Raw genomic sequence first — 16,855 nt, forward strand, 5'->3', positions numbered from 1 at the left:
GTCTAAACAAATAGATGTTGTCCAAGCCTACGTCTGTAGCCGCCCATTCCTCCGTTGGGAATGAACAGCCAGAGCAAGAAAGCCGGACAACAATTATTATTGTAATCACATCGCTCAGCAAAACAATGGATAATTTATGAATAAAAAAATAAATTTTTTAGACTCAGTGGCCTAATTTATTGATCGTATTAACCGTTTCCTTATGTTCAGGTTTTAATAATTTAAACAGCTCGGCATCGGTTTGGACAAGCGGTTTGCCGTTTTCGTCCGCAATCGGTCTGACCTGGGATAGGCCATTTACGACCTTCCATTTGCCGGCTACTTTTTTAATATTTAAATCAATAATCCCCAGATGACTTCCGAACGCTCCTGCCATTACGACCGGTTTTCCATTTATTCGTCCGGTTTTCATATCGGTGTTGGCAATCTTTTGATAGGATGGCCCGGGAAACACGCTGTGAGAATGCCCAGAAAGGATCGCATCAATCCCGGGGATTTTTGTTAAATAGTAAACAGCATCCTCTGTATCGGGATGATATGGTTCGTCGGTGATTCCCGTATGGGCTAAAGCTATTACAACATCTGCACCTTCAGCCTTCATGATGGGGACATATTCCTTTGCGGTTTCTACAATCGGCCGTGGGAAAACTCTGCCTTCAAGGTTCGACTTATCCCACTTCATAATCTGAGTTGGCATGAAACTTATCACTCCAATTCTCAGGTTATGTTTCTTCCCATCTTGGTCCTCTAAACTTCGTTTTAAAATGACGTAGGGTTTAAAATATGGGGTGTTCGTTTTTACAGAAATAACATTGGCGTTAATGGCAGGCATTTCAGCCCCTTTTAAAGCAGCATTTAAAAATTTTAACCCATAATTAAATTCGTGATTGCCGATGGCAATGGCATCATACTTTAAATGATTGAAAGCCCGGTAAACGGGGTGGATCTTGCCTTTGTTAATTCCTTTAATTCTGGCCAGATATTCGCCAAGGGGATTCCCCTTTAAGTGGTCGCCGCCATCAAATAACAGTGAATTCTTCACTTCGTTTCGGGCCTGGCGAATGAGAGAAGCCGTTTGAACGAGGCCGATTCGATTATTTTCCCTTGAAAGATAGTAATCATAGTTGATTAAATCCGCATGCAAATCGGTCGTTTCCAGCAATCTTAAGCCAATCGTCGTGCTTTTCTGTATTGATGCTTTTGCAACCGGATGCGTCGCGGAAGGCTGCAAAATGAATAGAAGGGTAACCAATAATAGAAAGGAAGTTTTTTTAAACAATAGAGGGACCTCCTTTGTTTTTAAAAGTATAGGTCCCAATATTATTTGTTTTTTTAAAACAATTATTAATTAAAATTAGGCCGACATTCTTTTTAATGTATGAGTCTACTTTCTTTTGCTTTTTTTTGCAGGGTGCCGCCGTATTTTTCAATCGGTCCTTTTAAAACTAAACCAAATATTAAAGTGATCGCGGTCATAACCGAAAGAATGGCAAGGTCATGTTTGGCAACATCCCACTCGATTCCTCCGACGGCTTCCCGCATTAGGCTGATGGCATAGGTGAAGGGCAAAAAGGGATGAAGCTTTTGAAAGAATGATGGCATTACCTGAACAGGAAAGGTGCCGCCCGCACCGGAAATTTGCAGGACAAGAAAAACAATGGCCAACCCCTTTCCAACATTTCCGAAAATGGACACCAGTGTATAAGTAATCAGCATAAAGATAGCACTAATCAATAATCCAAATAAGATAAACCAGGGCTTATCAACGACATAGGTCTTTAATAGCAGAATATCACCCGCGGTTACGATGAGAGATTGGCATAGCGCGATAGTCAAAAAGGTTAAAAAACGGCCTAAATAGACATGATTCGGATGAAAGGTGCCAGGTAAACCACTTATCTCAACCGGGATTAATGAAATAAGAAGAGTTGCTCCGACCCATAAAGCAAGTGTGGTAAAAAAAGGCGACATCGCCGATCCGTAATTTGGAATCGGAAATAGCCTTTTTTCCTTTAATTGAACAGGCTCGGCAAAAAAGTCACTTTCCTTTTTGACATCGTTACGCAGCAAATCAATAATGTCACGGATATCCTCTGTTTTTTCAAATTCACGGATTTGATTGGCCAGATTTGTGATTTTTTGCTTTACAGCAGGGAAATCCCTTTTTATAAGAGCTAAATCCCGTTTCCCAATGGCAATTCCGGCTGCTGCATCCTGAAGGATTTTTTTTATTTGTGAAAGCGTTTGGTCAGCGTTTGAAAAAAATTCGTTTGCCTTGACGGGAACTTGTTTGGCGGCAGCACTGATTTGCGCAAAATTCGGTGCAATTTTGCTGTCATATTGATTCACAAGCTGAGTTAAACCTGATGACAGGTCCGAAGCAATTCGGTTAGTCCGCACTAACAGGTCCTGTGAAGGTGTCCCAAGGCTTTGAATCGTTTTTAAATTACTTAATAGGCTTTCGGCGGAGTCTTTTTGCTTGTTTAGTTGTGTTATTTCATTAGCAAAAAGTGGAGCTGTCCCCAAATCATTTATTTGATTTAATAAGTTGATTAAAAGAGTTTCTGCCCGGATTAATGCGGTAAGGCGGGTTATTCCATCGTTTAGTGCGCTTTGCCTTTCCTCTGAACTGGCGGTATTCGATAATAAAATTCCCGTGACCTGTTCCACATCCGCTGCTGTTTGCTCCATATAGATGAGATTTTGCTTAACGGCGGGTGCGAGATTTTCGAAGGTTTCCTGATTACTGTCAAAAAATGTTGTCAGTTGTCCGGACAGCTGCTGGGCACGTCCCATGAAGGAGTCTACTTCATTGAGTTTTACTTGTAAATCCGCCACGATTTTTTCTGCCTGGTCTGCGTCTTGATTCGCGGTATTGATGATATTTTCGGCCTCTGCCAAATGATCGTTTAACCAAAAAATCATGGTTTTCAGTTTCTCTATATCTGGCAGATTTTTTTGCAATTCAATACCAAGACGATTAAAGATATCAAAAATAACGCCATTGGCTGTCTTCACAAAGTTTTTGCTGATTTGCTCTTTAATGCCTGTGGCTCCTTTAGCAGTGATTTTGGGGGCAATAGCATTAATTTTTTCATTTACAACATAGATAAGTACCGGCTTTTGCGGGTTATCGCTGAGGACAGTGCCAATTTTTTCGGAGAAATCATTCGGAATCGTAATGCTCGCGAAATAGTCTCCGTGTTTCACGCCTTGGTCCGCTTTTTTAGCATCAACAAAATCCCAGCCAAGCGATTGATTTTGTTTAAGAGAGTTCACAACCTCTTTACCGATGTTGATCTTTTTTCCTCTTAGGAAAGTGCCGTTATCCTCATTGACAACGGCAATTGGAATTCCGCCCGTATGGCCGTATGGATCCCATGACGCTTTTATATTAAACCAGGCATAAAGAGACGGCAGAAACATCAGTGCGATAATAACGAGGGCTGCAGCCCAATTCGTCTTGACACTTTTTATATCATCTTGATAAATTCTTAAAATCTTCATATCAGCCAATCACCTAACAATGATGTTTAATAATTAATAGTATTTGTCATAATTACCTGTTGATACCCAAGATTTAAAAAGCAAATGCTAAGGATGCTGGTCAGAAATTTGTCAAAAACATATGAACAAATAGTGAATAATACTATCTTCATAATAAAAAAGAAGATAAATTTTTTATAATGGTGGTAGTTAAATCAGGGAGGTAATTTGACATGAATATAACTACTATTATTGAATTAGAGAATCAAGAAGTTGAAGCGATTGCCGGTGCAAAATTAGTGTTCGCCCAGGAACAAATTGAGGAAAATATCATCGAGACCTGTGTGGAATGTTTCCAAGAGGAAGAGTCCGAAGATCGGATTTCAACGGAAGAAGCAATGGAGAGAGTGTTTGCTAAATTACAGGAAGATGGAGTTATTCCGGCAAATGTGGAGGAGTTTTCCTTTGAACTGCCATCCTGTGAGAGATTAAAAAGCAAAGCTGATAATATGGCCGACATTCCGCAAAAAGTTATTCTATCATTTGTGTCATAAAGAAGTTCCTAGGAGCTTCTTTTTTCCATTCTGAGTTGTACGTAAGTGTGACATAAGTCAAAGTCGGCAGACTTCCATGTGCATGATAATGGAATTGGCAAACTTTGAAGATGGGTTTGGAGAACTCGTTTGTAAACGCTTACAAATAGTAGGGGGCGGTTGTTAATTTGAGTGCGAATGGCAGGATTACCATTTTATCAGGGCATTTTGGCAGCGGAAAAACCGAGATTTCCATCAATTTGGCTTTATCAGAACGGACGAAACACGATAAAGTTGCCATCAATGATTTGGATATTATCAACCCTTATTATCGTTCCCGGGATGCTGCCTCAGTTTTCAGGGAGCATGATGTAGAATTAATCGCCCCACAAAGCCGCTTGGCTTCAGCGGATTTGCCAATTGTATCAGGAGAAATTTACCGGGTGCTCCATGACCCCCGCTATCGGTTAATCGTGGATGCCGGAGGGGACAAGGACGGGGCGACAGCGCTTGGGCAATACTATCATGAATGGAAAGAGTTGCAGCCGGAATTATGGTTTGTCTTGAATGCGAACAGGCCTTATGTCAGTACAGTAGAGGGGGCGGCATACACGATTGGCCAGATTGAAAAGGCATCCCGCTTGAAGGTGACCGGAATTATTAATAATACCAACATCGGTCTTGAAACCACCATGGAAGATGTTTGGCGGGGCCATGAGTTAAGTTGTGGATTGTCAGAAAAGCTGGATATCCCATTTTTATATACAACGATAGCCAATCATCTGAAAAAAGATGCTTGCGATTTTGCTTGCCGATATAAAGCGGTTTTTATTGAGCGGTATATGAAGTTACCTTGGGAAGGGTGAGTTCTATGGAAAAACGAGTTGTTTTTAATGAAGCCAGTTGTAAATCGTGCAGCCTTTGTGTGCAGGTTTGTCCCACCAATGTTATTTTTCTAGCAGACTATTTAAACGGAAATGGATACCGGCCTGCTAAAGTTGTTGACCAGGAGAACTGTATCAGCTGTGCCAAGTGCGCCCAGATTTGTCCAGATACGGTCATCTCAGTATATAGGCCAGTCAAGGTATTACAAACGGTGTGATAGGGGGCGGTAGTTGTATGGGGAAAGTATTAATGAAGGGAAATGAAGTGATTGCAGAGGCGGCAGTCCATGCTGGCTGTAAATATTTTTTCGGTTACCCGATTACGCCGCAAAGTGAGCTGGTTGCCTACATGGCTAGACGGCTGCCGGAAGTGGGCGGTTTGTTTTTGCAGGCGGAAAGTGAGGTTGCCGCCATTAATATGGTGTACGGTGCCGCTTCGGCAGGAGTCCGGGTGATGACGTCCTCGTCAAGCCCAGGCTTTAGCTTGAAGCAAGAAGGGATTTCTTATCTAGCAGGAGCACAGCTGCCGGCCGTGATCGTCAATATTGCCAGAGGCGGCCCGGGGCTCGGCAATATCCAGCCCGCCCAATCGGATTATTTTCAGGTAACGAAAGGGGGCGGGCACGGTGATTATCATACTCCTGTTTTGGCTCCGGCCAGCCTGCAGGAAATTGTTGAATTGACCAAGGATGCATTTGATATTGCCGACCGTTACCGAACACCGGTTATTTTGCTGGGGGACGGAATGCTTGGGCAAATGATGGAACCGGTGGAATTCACGGAGGGTACAGAAATTCATGAATTTGATAAGCCGTGGGCGACAACCGGGACACGTGGGGACGGCCCTCCTAGGACGATCACATCTTTAGACCTTGATGCCGAAAGTTTGGAAAAACGTAACTGGGAACTGCAGCGGAAGTTTGCTGCTATTTTGGAGAATGAGGTGCGCTTTGAAACGTATCTGACGGAAGATGCCGATTATATTACGGTGGCTTTTGGGACGGTAGCACGGATTACAATGAATGCTGTAAATAAGGCAAGAGAAGTAGGCGTCCGAGTTGGATTGATCAGGCCGATTTCATTATGGCCATTCCCAGAGAAGCCTTTTCTTGAAACACGTGACCGGGTAAAAGGCTATATTTCAGTAGAAATGAGCGCCGGACAAATGATCGAGGATGTCAGGCTGGTTGTAGAGGGACATGCTCCGGTGGACTTCTTCGGACGAACAGGCGGCATTGTGCCAACTCAGGAAGAAATTTTTGAAAAAATCATGATAGCTGCCAGGGGTGTGACGGTATGACAATGAAGACAGTCTTTCAAAAAACGAGCGGTTTAACTGACAAGCCTACGCACTATTGTCCGGGCTGCACTCATGGCGTCATTCATCGCCTGGTGGCCGAGGTTTTGGAGGAAATGGTTGTTTTGGAAGATACGGTTGGCGTGGCTTCAGTCGGCTGTTCGGTTTTGTCGTATGAATATTTTAACTGTGATATGACGCAGGCTGCCCATGGCCGCGCGCCGGCAGTAGCAACCGGGGTGAAACGGGTTCTGCCGGACCGGATGGTGTTTACCTATCAAGGTGACGGTGACCTTGCTTCAATTGGTATTAGTGAGGTCATCCATGCGGCTGCTCGTGGTGAGAATATTACCGTTATTTTTGTAAATAACGCCATTTACGGGATGACTGGCGGACAGATGGCGCCTACTAGTTTGATTGGGCAAAAGACAGCGACGACACCTTATGGACGGGACGTCTCGGTCCACGGTTCACCGATAAAAGTTTGTGAAATGATTTCTGTGCTGGATGGCGCCGCATATATTGAGCGGGTATCGACTCATGATGTTCCTCATATTCAGAAAGCCAAGAAGGCCATTCGCCGAGCCTTTGAAACACAAAAAAGGGGCGGCGGCTTTTCAATGGTTGAGATTTTATCGACATGCCCGACAAACTGGGGGCTAGACCCGGCGGAGTCACTTGAATGGGTAAAGGACAATATGGTACCAGTTTACCCTTTGGGGGTTTATAAAAATATACCTATAGAAGGGATTAAATAAAAGAGGGGGTGGGCGGAATTATGCTTGAGGAAATGATTATTGCCGGCTTTGGCGGCCAGGGAGTGATGTCGATGGGACAGCTGATTGCCTATGCTGGTATGCTGGAAGGGAAAGGTGTCTCCTGGCTTCCTTCGTACGGCCCGGAACAGCGCGGCGGGACAGCGAACTGTGCGGTAGTGGTCAGTGATGAACCAGTCGGCTCGCCAGTCGTAACTCGGCCGTCAACGGCGATTATTTTAAATAACCCTTCCTTTGACAAGTTTGAACCTCGTATTCGTCCGGGCGGGCTGCTCATCGTTAATTCGTCGCTGGTGACCAAGGCTTCTGGGCGGGAAGATATTAAACTGATTGAAATACCAGCAACCGACATGGCCAATGATCTTGGCAATTCGCGTGTGGCCAATATGATTTTATTGGGGGCGTTCCTGTATTATGCGCAAGTCGTTTCAGAGGGGGCCGTCATTGAATCGTTGAAGAAGGTTCTTGGCGAAGAAAAACATCACTTGATTGAGGTCAATAAATTGGCATTGCAAAAGGGAGCGTCTTTTGTTGGGGGGAGAATACCTGTTTAATGTGGGGGCCAGCCGGGGATTCGGCTGGCACTTTTCGGTATATCTAGTAACATTTCCCTGCCCGCCCGATTTTTTTGAAAAAATAGTGACATATTAAAAGAAGTGACCAAACTCACTTAACTGAAAATGATTATCATTTATAATAAAAACATAAAGGAGGCGTCAACAATGGAGAAAAATTCAGTTAAAGCATATATGGAATACAGTGAAGAGAAGTTCACAAAACGGATTATTTATAAGAAGGGTGAAACGACAGCATTCGTTTTAAATTTTCTGCCGAATCAAACCCTCCCAACTCATAAACACCCGGGAACAGAGGTTTACCTGTATGTTCTAACCGGCAGCGGCACAATCATCATAGATGGAACAGAGACAGCAGTATCTGAGGCAGACCTCATCCATGTTCAAAGCGAAGAGGAAATGGCCTTCAAAAATACGGGCAGCGAACCTGTAAGTTTATATGTAGTATTAAGTAAAATTCCAAGCGAGCTATATGCTAAAAATATTTAACAGCAAAAGCCAGCCCAATCAGGCTGGCTTTTTACGATGCGATACATCACGTTTATTCTTGAACCCAAAGAACCACCAATTCCAATCACCCAACAGCTTCATTAAAGAAGGAACAAGGACCATGCGGACAATGGTAGCGTCAATAAAGATGGCGACCGCAATGCCGACTCCCAATTGCTTGATTGGCATAACGCCTGTAAAAGCAAAAGCACCTGTCACGACAATCATAATCGCTGCAGCGGAGGTAATAATTTTACTCGTGTACGTTAAACCGGAAATGGTTGCTTCAGTATTATCGCCCGTTTTCAGATAAAACTCCTGAATTCGGGAGATAAGAAATACCTCGTAATCCATGGACAATCCAAATACAAGCGTAAACACAAAAACGGGCAGAATCAATCCGATGTTAACGGGAGAAACCCCGAGATGTCCTTCTTGGAAAACCCATACGACAATTCCAAATGTGCAGCCAAGGCTTAAGGCATTCATCAAGATGGCTTTAAGCGGAATGAGTATTGACCGAAAAGCAGCCATCAAAATAACCAAAGTTGAAATCATAATTAACAGCAAGCCATACGGGGCCTTCTTGATAATTTCATCAAAGATTTCCTGCTCGAACTTAATCGGACCGCCAACGTAAGCCTTCACACCTAAATCTTTGGCGGACCAATCCTTAACCCATTGCCGGGCTTTAGCTGAATGCTCGCCGGTCTTTAAGTAGACTTCAACAAGCATTTTATTTTCACGGACGAAGTGATCGAAAACTGGGGTGAGCTTGCTCATTTCACCATAAAGCAGCAGCTGTTGGAATTGCGCTGCATTCTTAATGCCAAAAGCAGAAAAGGGCGAATCTACCGTATAAACCAACGGGTCCTTCTCCAATTTATTGATCACTAGGCTTACCTTTTCGAGATTATCCCTCGTCAGCACACCGCCGCTGGTCTCCAGAATAATCGATACCTTTTTTTCATCGCGTTTTTCTTTTTCGAAAAAATGCTCTTTAAATTTTTCTAAAGCGACACGTGACGGATAATTAGGCGGCAGGGAATCGGTGCCCGGAATTGTCAGAACCATTTGCTTAACGGGAATTAGTCCGACCAGCAAAATGGCAAGAGCGCAGACTGCCATTAGAACGGGCCGCCGCATGACAAACTTGGCAAATAAATACCAGCCGCTTACCCGATCGTCCGAAATCCGTAAAACGCTAAATTTATTGATTCTGTGTCCCAATAGTGCCAAGAACGCCGGCAGAAACGTTAAAGAACAGATTGCAGAAACAAGGACGACCGTCATTCCGCCGAGGGCGACATTTTGAAAAATATCAATTTGGATAAACCAAAGCCCTGATAACCCGATAAAGACGCAGAGGCCGGAAAAAATAATGGACCTGCCAGCTGTGGCTACGGTAATCGCGATGGCCTCGCCAACAGATTTCCTGGTTAGCTCTTCCTTATAACGGTTAATAAATAACAGCGCAAAATCGATACTCAAGGCAAGGCCGATCATCGGTACAATATTTAAAATAAAAATGGTTAGGTCGATGCTGTAACTGAAAAAATATACTGTCCCCATGGTGGTTAAAATGGATACCACACCAATAATTAGCGGAAGGGCTGACGCGACAAGACTGCCAAAAGCGAGGATGAGAACGAGCAGGGCGATCGGCAGGCCAATCATCTCTGCTTTCGCCAAATCCTCTTGGCTGGCTGTATTTAAATCTTTAACAATGATTGGTTCCCCCGTCATCGTTACCTTTAACCCATTTTTGTTTCTCAGCAGCTTTTTTAAATCGCTTATTTCTGCCCCAAGGCTTTCCGCTTTTTTATTAAAGGTAAGCAGGCCATAAGCGTAATTCCCTTTTATCATACCGTCCCGGGCAAACGGGGGAATGATGTCCTCTGCATGGTCAAAGTCCTTTAGCCTTACAAAGGTATCCTCCATAAAATCCCGAAACTTTTCATCGCTGATGCCTTTTTCTTTTTGAAAAACAAGGATGATTGAGGAATTGGCTTGTCCAAAGTCTTTTTCCAAAATCCGCCTTGTTTCATTATATTCCCCCTTATATTCAAAACCGTTTCCGCTTAACACAGCAGGCAGTTTCAAAGCGAAAAAGCCAAACAGGATAATAGCTAAAATCCAAACCAGCATCACCCCTTTTCGATTCCGATAAATGAATCCACCGAGCTTTTCCACCCCATCACCCCCAATAAAAAATAACAATCAATTTAAGTATACAAAATATTACAGGGATAAACGTTTGACTTTTTTATGACTTTTAAAAAAGAAAACCTTTTATAAAGATTTCCCTTCTTATCAGTTGAAAATGTACATATTTACAAATGTTCCACCGCTTTGTTATAGTAATTCTGGACAAACTAAGATACATAATGAGTTAAAAATAGGGGGAATTAGCAATGAGCCAAAACATAGCCAAAATGATTGACCATACATTATTAAAACCAGAAGCAACAAAAGAGCAAATCGTGAAATTAGCGGAAGAGGCAAAAGAATATTCATTTGCTTCCGTTTGTGTAAACCCTGCCTGGGTAAAAACAGCTGCTGAAATACTTAAAGATACACCGGATGTTAAAGTTTGTACGGTCATCGGCTTTCCGCTTGGGGCCACGACCTCAGAGACGAAAGCATTTGAAACAAAGAATGCGATTGAAAATGGTGCGGATGAAGTTGACATGGTCATCAACATCGGTGCACTAAAAGCTCAGCAGGATGATTTAGTTGAATCAGACATCCACAGTGTTGTGGAGGCAGCGAAGGGGAAAGCCTTAGTAAAAGTCATTATTGAGACTTCACTGTTGACGGATGAAGAAAAGAAACGGGCATGTGAGCTTTCGGTCAAGGCTGGTGCTGATTTTGTTAAAACCTCAACAGGATTTTCAACCGGCGGGGCTACGGTAGAAGACATCCGCTTAATGCGCGAAACAGTCGGCCCGGATATCGGTGTTAAAGCATCCGGGGGCGTAAGAAGCCGGGAAGATGCCCTTGCATTGGTTGAAGCTGGGGCAACAAGGATTGGCGCAAGCTCAGGTGTGGCCATCTGTAAAGGAGAAGTTTCCTCCAGCAATTACTAATACTAATATGAAAAAAAGAGGCTGCCCTTTGTAAAGGACAGCCTCTTTCGTGTCTAAAAGAAAAGATGGAGAACGTAATATAAAATTCCAGCTAACAGTGCGGTAATTGGCAGGGTAATTACCCAGGTGACGAGCATCCGCCGGGCTGTATCCCATTTTACTCCTTTAAGTCTGTGAGAAGCACCAACACCTAAAATTCCGGAAGAGATGACATGTGTCGTGCTGACTGGCAAATGGATATAAGTAGCGCCAAAAATAATGGCAGCGCCAGTTAAATCAGCGGCGACCCCGTTAATAGGACGGATTTTCATGATTTTACCGCCAACGGTTTTAATAATTTTCCATCCTCCGATAGAGGTTCCAAGTCCCATCGCCAACGCACAGGATAATTGCACCCAAAAAGGTACCTCGGCATTATGCGGGAGATATTGATTCGCAATCAGCGCCATGGTGATAATCCCCATCGATTTTTGGGCATCGTTTGTTCCATGTGAATAAGATTGCAATGCTGCAGTTGCGATTTGGATATATCGGAAATTTCGATTTGTTTTTGTTAAATTGAAATTTTTAAAAACAACTTTAAAAATACTATAAATAATGAAACCAACAACGAAAGCTAAAATCGGTGAAATGATAAGAGCTTCCAGAATTTTTATAAATCCTGTGTAATTTAATACATTTAGTCCCTCTGCTGCAACAGCGGCACCAGCAATGGAACCAATTAGCGCATGGGAAGAACTGCTTGGGATTCCGTAATACCAGGTAATTAAATTCCAAGCAATTGCCGCAAGCAGTGCAGCTAAGATAACAATTGAACCGTGCGCTAAATTAAAAGGGTCAACGATATCTTTTGAAATTGTTTTGGCAACGCCTGTAAACGTAAGGGCACCGACGAAATTCATGACAGCGGCAAGCAGGATTGCCTGGCGTGGTTTCAAGGCTTTTGTTGAAACTGAGGTTGCGATCGCATTCGCCGTATCATGGAAACCGTTAATAAAGTCAAATGCGAGAGCCCCGATGACGATTAAGATTGTAAGTATTAAGACAGCACTCATATTATGACTCCTTACGCATTTTTCATGATAATGGTTTCAAGAATATTGGCAACGGTCTGGCAGCTGTCGGCAACGTCCTCAAGGTTCTCATAAATCTCTTTATATTGAATAATACGGATTGGATCCTTTTCCACATTAAACAGATTCTTGATGGATTGACGTAAAATATTATCGCACTTGGATTCAAAATCCTTGATTTTAATTGCATGTTCTCTAATTTGCGGAAGCTTTTTATTGGATAGAAGCTCCACGGCTTTATCAATTTCAATAACACTGCCTCGAATAGCGTCCACAAACTGAAGCATGAAATCATCTGCCTGAGTGATGGAGTACATTTCAAATAATGCGGAAGTTGCTTCAAGACCATCTAATACATCGTCCATTACCATCGCAAGGTGAAGGATGTCTTCCCGTTCGATTGGTGTGATAAAAGCATCATTTAATTCTTTAATAACTTCGTGAACAAAGGAATCTCCCTTCGTTTCGATTTCCTTCATTTTTTCAGAGAAAATTTTTAAATCACTGACGTTTTTCAGTTTATATTCTGTAAAAAAATTTGCCCCTTCTTTAAGATTGGAAGAAATATTGCTTAGCAAAACTGAGAATTTGTCATTTTTTTTAAATGCCATTAGAGATACCCTCCATTATTGTACGTGTTGTTCATCAACGGAATAATTTTATATGAAGATTGTCTAAAAAATAAATAATTTAAAAATAAATTTACAAAAACTTAACAAAAGAATTTTCAGACAATTATTTTGCGGATGTACTATTTTACTTTTGCCATGATGCAAAAATTTATGTATGAATTTTTTCATAGCCATGAGTAAAAAAAACAAAACAGGGTAATTTATAAGGTAACAAGCAGACATTCTTAGATGCTCTGCTTGGCAGGCTCAAGAAAAAATCGAATGAATACTAAAAAAGGAGTGTTCTATGTGAGCTTTATTTGGGCATTAATTGTTGGCGGTATAATCGGTTGGTTAGCCGGCCTTATTGTAGGAAGAGACGTACCTGGGGGAATTATTGGTAATATCATTGCTGGTTTTGTTGGTGCATGGCTGGGGACTCTGGTATTGGGAAACTGGGGCCCGCATGTGGCTGATTTCGCCATCATACCGGCGATCATAGGTGCAGCAGTCCTAGTGCTTTTATTAAGCTTTATCATGAGGTCCTTCAGGAAAGCTGATTAATCATTATGAGGAAAGCCTCCCGAATTTTGGGAGGCTTTTTATAGTGAGAAAATATCAAATTCTTTAAAAATAATCGGGTCATCCGTAAATGGTCCATATACAACGATTTTTTCCTCTGTTAAGGGATGGATTAACGCTAGTTTTCCGGCATGGAGGGCTTGTCTGTTGACGAGCGGTTTCCCACCGTAAACAACATCCCCAACTAAAGGGTGGCCTAGATGACTTAAATGCACGCGAATTTGGTGCGTTCGCCCCGTATCAAGCCAGCATTTTACGTAGGATAAATTACGCTTTCTGTCTTCCTTCACCACTTGATAATGCGTAATCGCAGCTTGCCCAGAGGGGGATACCCTTCTTTTGGTAGGGTGATGCCGATCTCGGCCAATCGGGGCATTGATCGTCCCTTTTTTTTGCCTCAACAATCCATGGACCAAGGCAAGGTAGGTTCTTTTGATTTCTCTTTTTGCAAGCTTTCCGTCCAGAAGTGCTCCAGAGAGTGCGTGTTTAGCCAGCAGGATGGCACCGGAGGTATCACGGTCCAAACGGTGAATCTGACGGACATCCCTGATTTCCCCTTTCGCCTGCAAATAAAAGGCCGCTGCATTAATTAATGTTTCGGTATCTTTTTCAGGATCATTTGGATGAGTATTCATAAACGGCGGTTTATTCATAATCAATAAATGGTCATCCTCAAAGAGGACATCGATATCCAGATAGTTGGGGATCGCATGCGGTTCCTCTTCGGTAAATAATTGAATTTGCAGTTTCGAGCCCTCTGAGAGCGGAGCCGTCCAGGAACATTCCTTGCCATCAACCTGAACCTTTTTCTCCATTCGAAACTCATGTGTTAACTTTTTAGGGGCTTCCCATTCATGACGGAAGATTTCTTCGATTGTCTTTCCTGCCCATTTTTTAGGAACGATAATCTGAAACCATTCCCCGAGCCGCTTTGTTTTCAGCATAATATCTCCTTCTTATTCCAGCAGGGCAGCTAACAGTAATTACCACCCTAAATACAAACTAAGATATGTTATTCTTATCATATATAATACGACAGAAATAAGCGCGTGAGCAAAGGTGGGTTATGGAGTGAAGATCGTTTTTGCCTCGACTCCAAGTCAGGAAGAAAAAATTTGTGAGCTCGTGGGATATATTTATTCCAATATATTTCCGCTATATTTTACGGACGAAGAAATAAACCGCTTTGAAAAATTAAAAATATTGCATACCTCTAAACAACATTTTGAAGAATTCAGCACGTTAAAGGATGCGTTTCAAGTGATGGCCAGTATTCAAACATTAATATCGATACTGGAGTCACCTCAGCTTGACGACCAATACGAAGCTATTTTTAATAAAAATGCAGCAAACCTTCATGAATTCGGCTTGTTTTTTCCGTTTGAGTTTGAACAGTTTGCCGAAGCAAAAAGCATGAAAAATACTGTTCTCAGCATATACACGAAGGCAGATAACCAACTGCTTATTTAATAGAGGAAAAAGCCCGTTTTGCGGCTTTTTCTTTTTTTTATAAAAAAACCGCTCATTTTAAGGTAATATAAGTATTGGATTGCCGAAAATATTGTGTCTGCGAAAATTGTCGGGATTTTGACGCTGCGTTTTAAAGGAGTATCAAACACCCGCTTAGAACCAATATTAGGTATAGATATCATACTGGAGGGAACCTAAAATGGATTGGAGAACTGCAGCTAAGAGCTGGTTAGAATTTAATGAATTGGATTCCGAATTAAAGAGCCAATTAGCAACGCTTGAGCAGGACGAAAAACTGCTTGAAGAGGCTTTTTATAAAAATTTAGAGTTTGGAACAGGCGGAATGCGGGGAGAACTTGGTGTCGGGACAAATAGAATGAATATATATACGGTCCGCAAAGCATCAGCTGGCCTGGCTGCATACATAGAAGAGCAAGGGGAAGAAGCAAAACAACGCGGTGTTGTCATTGCGTTTGACTCTCGCCATAAATCACCGGAATTCGCGCTGGAGGCTGCCAAAACCTTGGCAACGCGCGGAATTCAAACCTATGTGTTTGATGAGCTTCGCCCTACTCCGGAGCTTTCCTTCGCCTTACGTTATTTAAACGCATTTTCGGGGATTGTCATTACTGCCAGTCATAATCCACCGGAATATAACGGTTATAAAGTATACGGATCAGATGGCGGCCAGCTGCCGCCGGAGGCTGCTGATCAGGTTATTGCGAAAGTAAATGAAATTGACAATGAATTGGTTATCAAGGTCGATAAGGAAGAAACTTTAAGAACAGCCGGATTAATTAAAACGATTGGTGAAGAAATTGATCAAGCCTATATCGAAAAGCTAAAGACGATTTCCGAAAATCCGCAGCTTTCCGAAGAAACAGATCTTCAAATTGTCTTCACACCTTTGCATGGGACGGCCAATAAACCTGTTCGGGCTGGACTTCAGGCACTAGGTTATAAAAATGTAACGGTAGTAAAGGAGCAGGAGCTGCCTGATCCCGAGTTTTCAACCGTGAAAAGCCCTAACCCAGAAGAACATGCCGCATTTGAATTAGCCATTCGTGATGGCAAAGCAGTGGGGGCGGACCTGTTAATTGCAACAGACCCAGATGCTGACCGCCTGGGCATAGCTGTGCAAAATCCAGAGGGTGAGTACGTAGTCTTAACCGGCAACCAAACCGGAGCCTTATTGCTTGATTACTTACTTTCTCAGAAACAGCAAAAAGGAACTTTGCCGCAAAACGGCGTCGTGTTAAAAACCATTGTCACCTCTGAATTAGGTCGCAAAATTGCATCAGCCTATGATTTAGAAACGGTCGATGTTTTAACTGGCTTCAAATTCATTGCCGAAAAGATTAAGCAATATGAAGAAACAGGTGAACATACGTATTTATTTGGCTATGAAGAATCTTACGGCTATTTAATCGGCGACTTTGCCCGTGATAAAGATGCCGTTCAAGCAGCCCTTTTGGCAACAGAGGTTTGCGCGTATTATAAAAAACAGGGATTGACCTTATATGAAGGAATGATGCAGGTTTTTGAAAAATACGGCTATTACCAGGAAGGACTTCGCTCTTTAACATTAAAGGGAAAAGAAGGAGCAGAATTGATTCAGCGTATTTTGGCTTCCTTCCGCAGCGAACCGTTAACGGGGTTGGGTTCCTTAAAAACGGCTGTAACAGAAGACTATTTAACAGGAAATAGAACGATTGATAACCGGGAAGAGAAAATTGATCTTCCGAAATCCAACGTGCTGAAGTATATTTTTGAGGATGGATCATGGGTATGCTTACGCCCATCGGGGACTGAGCCAAAGGTTAAATTTTACTTTGGTGTAAATAGCGGGACGCTTGCAGACAGCAAAAGTAAATTGCAAACCATTGAAAAGGACTTCATGGATTTGGTTGATCAAAAGGTTAAGCAAGTTCAAAACGTATAGTATTATTTATGAAAACACGGCTTCCAAAACGTTTTGGAGGCCGTGTTT

Annotated in this window: 17 protein-coding genes; 11 read left to right on the top strand and 6 right to left on the bottom strand. The window is 42.5% G+C overall.

The annotated features are described in order from the left end of the window. Positions 1 to 163: 163 nt before the first annotated feature. Complete coding sequence (locus V5M37_RS07150; protein ID WP_423801397.1) at positions 164 to 1,279, bottom strand: metallophosphoesterase; 1,116 nt, start codon at positions 1,277 to 1,279, stop codon at positions 164 to 166. Positions 1,280 to 1,371: 92 nt separating this feature from the next. Continuing rightward, entirely contained in the window at positions 1,372 to 3,507 is a 2,136-nt protein-coding gene (locus V5M37_RS07155; RefSeq protein WP_423801398.1) for a YhgE/Pip family protein, read from the bottom strand. 212 nt (positions 3,508 to 3,719) lie between these two features. On the opposite strand from V5M37_RS07155, the gene V5M37_RS07160 reads away from it, so the two are divergent. The 7 genes from V5M37_RS07160 to V5M37_RS07190 all read left to right on the top strand — a co-directional run bounded on the left by V5M37_RS07160 (position 3,720) and on the right by V5M37_RS07190 (position 8,040). Continuing rightward, the gene (locus tag V5M37_RS07160) at positions 3,720 to 4,040 is read left to right on the top strand and encodes a hypothetical protein (RefSeq protein WP_213141133.1); all 321 of its coding nucleotides are present in this window, start codon (positions 3,720 to 3,722) and stop codon (positions 4,038 to 4,040) included. 167 nt (positions 4,041 to 4,207) lie between these two features. After that, positions 4,208 to 4,885 carry a hypothetical protein gene (locus V5M37_RS07165; RefSeq protein ID WP_423801399.1) on the top strand — a complete coding sequence of 226 codons (678 nt, stop codon included), beginning with the start codon at positions 4,208 to 4,210 and terminating at the stop codon, positions 4,883 to 4,885. Between the two features lie 5 nt (positions 4,886 to 4,890). Continuing rightward, on the top strand, positions 4,891 to 5,121 hold the full coding sequence (locus V5M37_RS07170) for a 4Fe-4S binding protein (protein WP_423801400.1): 231 nt from the start codon (positions 4,891 to 4,893) through the stop codon (positions 5,119 to 5,121). Positions 5,122 to 5,138: 17 nt separating this feature from the next. Then, positions 5,139 to 6,203 carry a 3-methyl-2-oxobutanoate dehydrogenase subunit VorB gene (locus V5M37_RS07175; RefSeq protein WP_423801401.1) on the top strand — a complete coding sequence of 355 codons (1,065 nt, stop codon included), beginning with the start codon at positions 5,139 to 5,141 and terminating at the stop codon, positions 6,201 to 6,203. Continuing rightward, on the top strand, positions 6,200 to 6,958 hold the full coding sequence (locus tag V5M37_RS07180) for a thiamine pyrophosphate-dependent enzyme (RefSeq protein WP_423801402.1): 759 nt from the start codon (positions 6,200 to 6,202) through the stop codon (positions 6,956 to 6,958). The genes V5M37_RS07175 and V5M37_RS07180 overlap by 4 nt, the downstream gene beginning before the upstream one ends. Before the next feature lie 20 nt (positions 6,959 to 6,978). After that, positions 6,979 to 7,530: a 2-oxoacid:acceptor oxidoreductase family protein gene (locus V5M37_RS07185; protein WP_423801403.1), complete on the top strand. Its 552-nt coding sequence runs from the start codon at positions 6,979 to 6,981 to the stop codon at positions 7,528 to 7,530. 168 nt (positions 7,531 to 7,698) lie between these two features. Beyond that, a complete protein-coding gene (locus V5M37_RS07190) occupies positions 7,699 to 8,040 on the top strand; it encodes a cupin domain-containing protein (RefSeq protein ID WP_213141127.1) in 342 nt (113 codons plus the stop codon). A gap of 18 nt (positions 8,041 to 8,058) precedes the next feature. Here the strand turns inward: V5M37_RS07190 and V5M37_RS07195 are convergent, their stop codons facing one another. Next, positions 8,059 to 10,233, bottom strand: coding sequence for an MMPL family transporter (locus tag V5M37_RS07195; RefSeq protein WP_423801404.1), 2,175 nt, complete (start codon positions 10,231 to 10,233; stop codon positions 8,059 to 8,061). Between the two features lie 221 nt (positions 10,234 to 10,454). On the opposite strand from V5M37_RS07195, the gene deoC reads away from it, so the two are divergent. Continuing rightward, on the top strand, positions 10,455 to 11,129 hold the full coding sequence (deoC, locus tag V5M37_RS07200) for a deoxyribose-phosphate aldolase (protein WP_423801405.1): 675 nt from the start codon (positions 10,455 to 10,457) through the stop codon (positions 11,127 to 11,129). Positions 11,130 to 11,182: 53 nt separating this feature from the next. On the opposite strand, the gene V5M37_RS07205 is transcribed toward deoC, so the two are convergent. Together V5M37_RS07205 and V5M37_RS07210 are read right to left on the bottom strand one after the other, a co-directional pair. Beyond that, complete coding sequence (locus V5M37_RS07205; protein ID WP_423801406.1) at positions 11,183 to 12,184, bottom strand: anion permease; 1,002 nt, start codon at positions 12,182 to 12,184, stop codon at positions 11,183 to 11,185. An 11-nt stretch (positions 12,185 to 12,195) separates the two neighbouring features. After that, on the bottom strand, positions 12,196 to 12,813 hold the full coding sequence (locus V5M37_RS07210) for a DUF47 domain-containing protein (RefSeq protein WP_213116750.1): 618 nt from the start codon (positions 12,811 to 12,813) through the stop codon (positions 12,196 to 12,198). Between the two features lie 309 nt (positions 12,814 to 13,122). On the opposite strand from V5M37_RS07210, the gene V5M37_RS07215 reads away from it, so the two are divergent. Beyond that, positions 13,123 to 13,377: a GlsB/YeaQ/YmgE family stress response membrane protein gene (locus V5M37_RS07215; protein WP_213141333.1), complete on the top strand. Its 255-nt coding sequence runs from the start codon at positions 13,123 to 13,125 to the stop codon at positions 13,375 to 13,377. Between the two features lie 38 nt (positions 13,378 to 13,415). Here the strand turns inward: V5M37_RS07215 and V5M37_RS07220 are convergent, their stop codons facing one another. Continuing rightward, the gene (locus tag V5M37_RS07220; RefSeq protein ID WP_423801407.1) at positions 13,416 to 14,339 is read right to left on the bottom strand and encodes an RluA family pseudouridine synthase; all 924 of its coding nucleotides are present in this window, start codon (positions 14,337 to 14,339) and stop codon (positions 13,416 to 13,418) included. A 127-nt stretch (positions 14,340 to 14,466) separates the two neighbouring features. Between V5M37_RS07220 and V5M37_RS07225 the strand changes: the two genes are divergently transcribed. Both V5M37_RS07225 and V5M37_RS07230 read left to right on the top strand, forming a co-directional pair. Further along, positions 14,467 to 14,865, top strand: a complete 399-nt coding sequence (locus tag V5M37_RS07225; RefSeq protein WP_423801408.1) for a YhcU family protein — start codon at positions 14,467 to 14,469, stop codon at positions 14,863 to 14,865. A 199-nt stretch (positions 14,866 to 15,064) separates the two neighbouring features. Then, positions 15,065 to 16,807 (top strand): phospho-sugar mutase, encoded by a 1,743-nt coding sequence (locus tag V5M37_RS07230; protein WP_423801409.1) that lies wholly within the window; start codon positions 15,065 to 15,067, stop codon positions 16,805 to 16,807. Positions 16,808 to 16,855 lie beyond the last annotated feature (48 nt).

The sequence above is a fragment of the Neobacillus sp. SAB-20_R2A genome, assembly GCF_049568635.1.
Classification (GTDB): Bacteria; Bacillota; Bacilli; order Bacillales; family Cytobacillaceae; genus Neobacillus; species Neobacillus citreus.